The 6640-nt window shown below is 64.1% G+C and carries 5 protein-coding genes and 1 pseudogene; 2 read left to right on the forward strand and 4 right to left on the reverse strand.

Features of this window, described 5'->3' with window-relative positions:
* A pseudogene (locus tag JWQ61_RS15845) lies at positions 1 to 314 on the forward strand (phospholipase C, phosphocholine-specific); the annotation flags it as partial.
* Here the strand turns inward: JWQ61_RS15845 and JWQ61_RS15850 are convergent.
* From JWQ61_RS15850 to JWQ61_RS15860, 3 genes are read right to left on the reverse strand one after another with little or no spacing between them, the layout of a single operon-like run.
* The gene (locus tag JWQ61_RS15850; RefSeq protein WP_304361379.1) at positions 315 to 2063 is read right to left on the reverse strand and encodes an adhesin; all 1749 of its coding nucleotides are present in this window, start codon (positions 2061 to 2063) and stop codon (positions 315 to 317) included.
* A gap of 38 nt (positions 2064 to 2101) precedes the next feature.
* Positions 2102 to 3781, reverse strand: coding sequence for a PA domain-containing protein (locus tag JWQ61_RS15855; protein ID WP_304361380.1), 1680 nt, complete (start codon positions 3779 to 3781; stop codon positions 2102 to 2104).
* Entirely contained in the window at positions 3781 to 4059 is a 279-nt protein-coding gene (locus tag JWQ61_RS15860; RefSeq protein WP_304361381.1) for a hypothetical protein, read from the reverse strand. The genes JWQ61_RS15855 and JWQ61_RS15860 overlap by 1 nt, the downstream gene beginning before the upstream one ends.
* A gap of 253 nt (positions 4060 to 4312) precedes the next feature.
* On the opposite strand from JWQ61_RS15860, the gene JWQ61_RS15865 reads away from it, so the two are divergent.
* Entirely contained in the window at positions 4313 to 4945 is a 633-nt protein-coding gene (locus JWQ61_RS15865; protein WP_304361382.1) for an ATP-binding cassette domain-containing protein, read from the forward strand.
* Positions 4946 to 4955: 10 nt separating this feature from the next.
* On the opposite strand, the gene JWQ61_RS15870 is transcribed toward JWQ61_RS15865, so the two are convergent.
* On the reverse strand, positions 4956 to 6640 hold a 1685-nt coding region (locus tag JWQ61_RS15870), incomplete at its 5' end, for a GMC family oxidoreductase (protein ID WP_304361383.1).

Below are 6640 nucleotides of genomic sequence, written 5' to 3' on the forward strand. Positions count from 1 at the left end.
TCATCACGCCATCGACCTTGTCGACAGCGACCCCGATCGTGCGCCAGGGCAGCACGATTGTCTTTAACTACAGCACCCCGGCCCAGAAGCTGAACAGCCGCAACTGGGTCGGTGTGTTTCCATTGAACAGCAAGGTGCCAGACCAGGTCGGCTATAAAACCTATAGCGTGTACCAGTACGCATCCTCGCTCAGCGGCCAGGTCACCCTGGATATCAGCAAGCTTGCAGCCGGTTCGTACAAAGCTTGGTTCCTCGCCAACGACGCCTATGCGGAACAACTGGCAGGGCCAGTTGTTTTCACCGTGATCGCCTGATCACCAGGAGAAGCTGCCGCTGCCCTGGATCGCCATCTTGCCGCCGTTGGCGGCGCTGGCGCCGACCGCCAGCTGCGTGTGCTGCGAAACGCTGGAAGCGAAAGCCACCCCCAACGCACCGTAGCCGCCGTAGCTGGCGGTGCCGACCGCGATGCCGCTGCTATCGCCGCGCGCCATATACACATGCGGGATCGCCATCGCCTGCGCCGCCGCCCGCGCCGCGTAACTCTTGCTCTGGTTCAGCGTGTCCTGCGCCGCCGCCTTCATCTGGTTCAGGTTGACGGCGTCGGTGCCCTCGGTGCCCGCCGCGACATTGCTGATCTGCCGCTCGCCGCCGGCATAACCGACCGATACCGTATTGGCGCGCGCCGCAACCGAACCTTGTCCCAAGGCCACTGAATTGGAAGCGGAAGCGACCGCGTTGGCGCCCAGCGCCACCGAGTTGTTGCCGCTGGCGATCGCATTGTTGCCGACCGCCGTGGCCGGATCGGCAATCGCCTGGGCGCCGGCGCCGATTGCCACCGAACCGGCAAAACTGGCGGTGGCCCCGGCGCCGACAGCAACCGTGTTGTCGCCATCGGCGCTGGCGTTGTTGCCCTGGGCGACAGCATTGGCGCCCTTGGCGCTGACGCCGTTGCCACAGGCAATGCCGCCGCCGGCGCCGACCCGGCAAGCGCCGCTGTTGAACAGGGACACTAGCGCCTTTTGCATGTCGGTCAATTGGCCGACATTGGCCGCATCGGTAGCCGCCGTACCGGCGGCGACGTTATTGATCACCGTGCCGCTGCCGCCATTGGCATTCAACACCAGGGCCGTGCCACCGCTGTTGTATTGCGCCGAGTTGCTGGTAGTTCCGATGGTGCCGGTCGTGCCGGTACCGCCCGAACCGGCAGCCTGCTCCAGCTTGGTCGCCCGGTTGTCGATCACGCCCACTTGCGTATTGAGCGTCGTGAACGAGGAGCGCATGCCGGTCATCCAGACATCGACCGACGCAAAAGCATCGCCGACCTTGGAGGAAGCTGCGCCCTGGATCACATAGGACGGCGCAACCAGGCCGCCGGCAGCATTGATCGAGGCATTGCCGCCCAGCGCAGACACCACGGCGCGGTATTGCCCAAGGTTGGTGGCGTCGCTATCCGCCGTGCCTGCCGCCAGGTTGGTGATCTGGCGCTGGAACGGCGCGGTGACGACGCCGGCGCTGTCGGTCGTGCTTTGCGTGCTGCCCACCGAAACGGTATTGGCGCGGTCGGCCACCGAGTTGGCGCCCAATGCCACGCTGTTGTCGCTGTTGGTCCGGCTCATCCGGCCCAGCGCGGTGCTGTTCTTGCCATTGACCAGCGACGATTCCCCTACCGCCGTACCGTTGACGTCAAACACATTGGCGTTGGCACCCAGCGCAGTGCTGCTGGCTTCCCCGGCAAAACTGTTGGCGCCCAGCGCCGATGCATTGGCTTTGGCGGCCGCGGCATAGGCGCCTACCGCGGTCGTGTTGTCGTCGTTGGCCAAAGCGCCAGTGCCCAAGGCCGTAGCCTGGGCACCCGAGGCGACGCTGCTGCTGCCGACCGCCACGGCGTCGGCGCCTGTGGCCTTGGCATCATCCGAACCGTCGTTCAAGCCCTTGGCCTGAAAGTATGCAGGTACAACCTGCGCGCCGGCTTCGGCCGGCAACCAGCCCAGTGCAGCGATGCACAAGCTCATTTTCAGCAGCGAAAAACCAGGTACGCCATCTTTTGTGCGGCTATTCATCATCAGAAATTCCCCAAGCTAAAGTGAAGGACAGGAACAGCTCAGTGCCAGGCCGCGTATTGCGCATCCGCCTTGCTGCCGACCAGGCACATCTTCAGGCTCTGTGCCTGCGCCGGTTTGAACAGCTTGGCTTCCAGCCGCGATTGCACGTAACGGCCGGTGCAGTCGCGATAGTCGCCGACGGTGGCTGAGGTCTTGGCGCACAGCTTCAGGTTGGTGAGAGCGTTGGCGCCTGGGATCAGGCCGCCCGGGGAAGAGATCGGCACGCTGGTGGCGCAATCGAGCAGGCTCAGCGGGCCGCGGTTGACGGTCCAGCCGATGTCCATGAACAGCGCCGGCGTCAGGTCCAGGTCAGCCTGGGCGATCACGGTAGCGCTGGCGCTGGGCGCCATCAGGGCGGTCGGCACGGTCAGCTGGTCGAAATGCGAAATGCTCGAACCCGGCAGGAATCCCGGAGGAGCGTAGAGCTTGACACGCTGGACCGCATGGCCGGCGCCGTCGACGCCGTCCGCCAGCACCGCAGCCAGGTGGCGGTCCGCATAAGGCCCGATGCCGGCCGCAGCCAGTCCTTGCAGGTTGGCCTTGAGCTGGTTGCCAAGTGCTTGCGTCACCAGCACGGTCGGGATGGTGATCAGCGCCGCCACGTTGGCATCGCCGGCGGCCATCGGCGCCAGCGCGTCAGGCTTGTTGCTGGCGATGATCACCGCCACCGCGCCAGCCTGCTGGGCATACAGCGTCTTCTGCGAGAAATTGCAGACGCCGCGGTCGATCAAGGCGATCCGGCCGGCGAGCGCCGCGCCGTTGGTGATCGGCAGGCAGCCGTCGGTATGCACCACATTGCCGGCATCGGTATAAGTCGCCTGCACCACGCTGCCGCTGAACGCTGCGCTGCTGGCGGGCGCACCGAAATCTGCGGTGGCGTAGGGGTTATATCCCGCTGCTGCGGCCGGCGCCGAAATCTGCAAGGCAATTTCCGGCTGCAGCTTCATCGGCACTTCGATCGTCACCTGCGGCCCGGTCCATACCAGCTTGTCGCTGATGCGGGCGGCGGCGCGCTGGGCGTCGCTCATCGCATTCCAGTCGAGTCCGCCGGCGCTGCGCATGTAGCGGTTGTAGATCCGGCTCGGATCAGCCGCGGCGCGCGCCGTTGCGTTATCGCCGGTAAAGCCCAGGCCGTGGCCGATTTCATGGGTAACCACATCCAGGAAATTGGTCTGGCCCTTGGGCGTACGGCCATCCAGCCCGTAATACCAGCCCTGGCCGGCGCCGCCGACATCGATGTCGGTGGTGAACTGCGACTGGATATCGTCTTTGCCCGGGTTGTTCTGGGCGCCGCGCAAGGCATTGGCGAGCGCGGCGTTGTACCAGGTATTGGCCAGCGGCGCATTGGCGAAATCGCGGTAGCTGTTGATCGGGCCGGCCTGGCCCAGGATATTGTTGCCGGCGGAATTCTGGCCCAGCGAAGCGAACGAGGCCTGCACCCGCACCGGCACTGCACTATTGAGCAGCGCGCCGTACATCTCGAGGGCAAACTGATAGACCAGGCGGCGTTGTTCGCCCAGGGTCTTGCCGGGATTACCGCCAACCGGCGCCGCCGCGGTAAGATCATTCAGTCCAGCCCCGGGAGGATCCTGGTTAACCAGGACAAAATCAGCGGCATGGGCCGCCGGCATACCAGCAAGAAGGACGACAAGTCCGGCACAGCAAGCGAGGGTTTTCATCAGCGCACCTCGTTTTTCTTTTGCGGCGCTACCGTGTCGTTGGAGTGCTGCACCACGACCCGACCGTCCGCTCCCTTCACCGCGACCAGCGGCGAAGGCGCCGTTTCCACCAGTTCGATGCCGTCGCCGGGGCGCTTGGCCTGGCTCTGAGCCGCCGCACCTGCCTTGGGGCCATTGGCCGGGGCGGCCGGCTGGTCCGCAGCCGATGCGGATGCTGCTGCGAAAGCCAGCGACAAGCCCAACAAACCGCTACATGTGTACCTGGTATGCATATTCATTGCCGAGATTCCTTTGTGAGGCCTTGCTTGTTCCTGCGGGAACGGTAGGTGATACCGGTTCTTACGGATGGATCTCGTACTAAACCGCGTATCACGGCGACGAGACTCTTTCTCTGATTCTCATGTGGGTTGCCCCGCGAGATAAAAGAAAGGGCCATGAATCGGTAATAAACCGGCAAATTATTTATACACATATGCTTTCCTCTACAATCCAGGACAAGCAGAACTGCACAAAACCCCGAAAACCAAGACCATGAAACAGCACCCCACAGTTATCCTCGAGGCCGCCGGCCTGACTTTTCACTACCCAGAGCGGGAATTGTTCAGCGACTGGTCGGCCGAGATTCCCGCCGGCGTGACGCTGGTGCGCGGCGGCGACGGGCGGGGCAAGAGCAGCCTGCTGCGCTTGCTGGCCGGCGACCTGGCTGCCCAGGGTGGTCAATTGCACCTCAACGGCGTATCCCTGGAAGGACAGCCGGACCTCTACCGGCGGCAGGTATTCTGGGTGGATCCGCGTTCGGAAGCGTTCGAGCAGATGACGGCGCGTGACTATTTCGCATCGCTGCATGCCGCGTATCCCGGCTTTGACGACACGCTGCTGCCCGGCCTGGCTGAAGGTTTGTCGCTGACGCCGCACTTGGACAAGAAGCTGTTCATGCTGTCCACCGGCAGCAAACGGAAAGTCTGGCTGGCGGCGGCGTTTGCCGCCGGCGCCCGGCTCAATTTGCTGGACGACCCGTTTGCCGGGCTGGACAAGGCGTCCATCAACTTTGTCGTCAAGACGCTTAACCAGGCCGCGGCCAATCCGGCGCAAGCCTGGGTGATTGCGCTCTATGAAACGCCCGAGGGAGTGCCCCTGGCGGCATTGATAGATTTAGGGGATTGAAGACCAACCCTTAAATCTGCGGCGCCATGCCTAGCTGTTCCGCAGCAAGCTCGGCCAGCATCATGGTCGGCGCATGCGTGTTGACCACCGTGACCTCCGGAATCACCGAAGCATCGACCACCATCAGCCGGTCGACGCCCCACACCCGGAAGCGGGCGTCAACCACGCTGTTGTCGGGGCTGCTGCCGGCCGAACAGGTGCTGACATAGTGGAAACCGGCGCCGCCGTTCTGCGCGATGAACGCCAGTTTCTCGCTACGGGTATTCAGCGCGGACGGAGAGTTCAGTCCCGCCGAGAACGGTTTAAGGGCGCGGCTGTTGCCGATTTCGATGGCGCGCTCCAGGCCGAGGATCATGTTGTCCTGGTCGACCCGCTCCTGCAGGTAGCGGGGATCGATGCGCAATGGCTTGCGCGGATCCGAGCTAATCAATTTGGCAGTGCCCCGGCTGCGCGGTTTAGCCAGAAAAGGGGCAATGCTGAAGCCCGCGCCGACCGGCAGGGCATTGGTCAGGAACGGGCTCTGCAGGCACATTACCTGGACATCCGGCGCCCACAGGCGCGATCGATTGCTGAAATAGGCAAACGCGGAAGCGCCATTCGAGACCGGCGGCGGCAAGGTAGCCTGAGACTTGAACAGGATATTCAGCAGCAAGATGTGGTCTTGCAGGTTTTTCCCGACATTGGGCATCTCATGCAGCAGCGGGATGCCAAGCGGCGCAAGCTGGTCGGCGCAGCCGATTCCCGACAGCATCAGCAATTTCGGCGATTCGAATGCGCCTGCGCAGAGAATGGTTTCGCGCGCGGCGGTGATTTTCTTCGGTACACCGTCAACAATGATGTTGATGCCGCGACACCTGTTTCCCTGCAGTTCCAATTTGGTCACCAGCGTGTCTGACAGCACCGTCAGGTTGGAGCGGGTCAGCGCCGGCACCAGATAGGCTTGCGCCGGCCCCGAACGGCGGCCGTCCGCGGTCGCATTCACTTCCGCGACGCCGATGCCGTCCAGCAGACCGCCCGCATTCAGTTCGATCTCGCCCAGGCCGAATTCGCGTCCGGCGGCGAGATAGGCAGACGTCAGCGGATGTTCAGGCGCATAGCGGCCGAATGTGATCGGGCCGGTGCCGGCCGGCGAGCGCAAGGGACGCGCGCTCGGCAGCGGCGTCGCCAGCCGCAGGTAGGCGCGGTGCAGCGCCGGCAAATTCCATTCCGGGCCGACTTGTTCCGCCCAGTGCAAATAATCGCGGGCATCGCCGCGCAGCCAGATCATGGCGTTGATGCTGCCCGATCCGCCCCAGATTTTTCCTCCCGACGCCGCCTGCGGACGATTTCCCAGGCCGGCTTCCGGAATGCTGGTGCGTCCCCAGTCGGTATCGCTGAACAGGTTCTGCTGCCATAGCTGGGCCTGGGCGATCTTCGGTTGAGCAATATCGGCGCCGCCTGCCTCGACCAGCAACACCGAGGCGCCGCTGGCTGAAATGCGGTTGGCCAGTATGCACCCCGAGGAACCGGCGCCGACAATAATATAGTCATACTCGTCGCGCAGCGCCGCACGCTGGGCGGCCTGGTTGCGGCTGGCGGCCTCGGCATGCATCGCCAGCAAGCTTGCCGAACTGGCGCTGACGCCGAGCGCAAGCAAGCGCGCGAGAAAATCGCGGCGGCCGATCCTGCCGCTGAGCGCCGCGCGTTCCAGTTCGT

The sequence above is a fragment of the Collimonas fungivorans genome, from assembly GCF_028292705.1.
GTDB classification, from domain to species: domain Bacteria; phylum Pseudomonadota; class Gammaproteobacteria; order Burkholderiales; family Burkholderiaceae_D; genus Collimonas; species Collimonas fungivorans_B.

Coding starts and splice junctions, on each gene's coding strand:
- JWQ61_RS15850 (WP_304361379.1), bottom strand. CDS start 2,063: ATGATGAATAGCCGCACAAAAGATGGCGTACCTGGTTTTTCGCTGCTG.
- JWQ61_RS15855 (WP_304361380.1), bottom strand. CDS start 3,781: ATGAAAACCCTCGCTTGCTGTGCCGGACTTGTCGTCCTTCTTGCTGGT.
- JWQ61_RS15860 (WP_304361381.1), bottom strand. CDS start 4,059: ATGAATATGCATACCAGGTACACATGTAGCGGTTTGTTGGGCTTGTCG.
- JWQ61_RS15865 (WP_304361382.1), top strand. CDS start 4,313: ATGAAACAGCACCCCACAGTTATCCTCGAGGCCGCCGGCCTGACTTTT.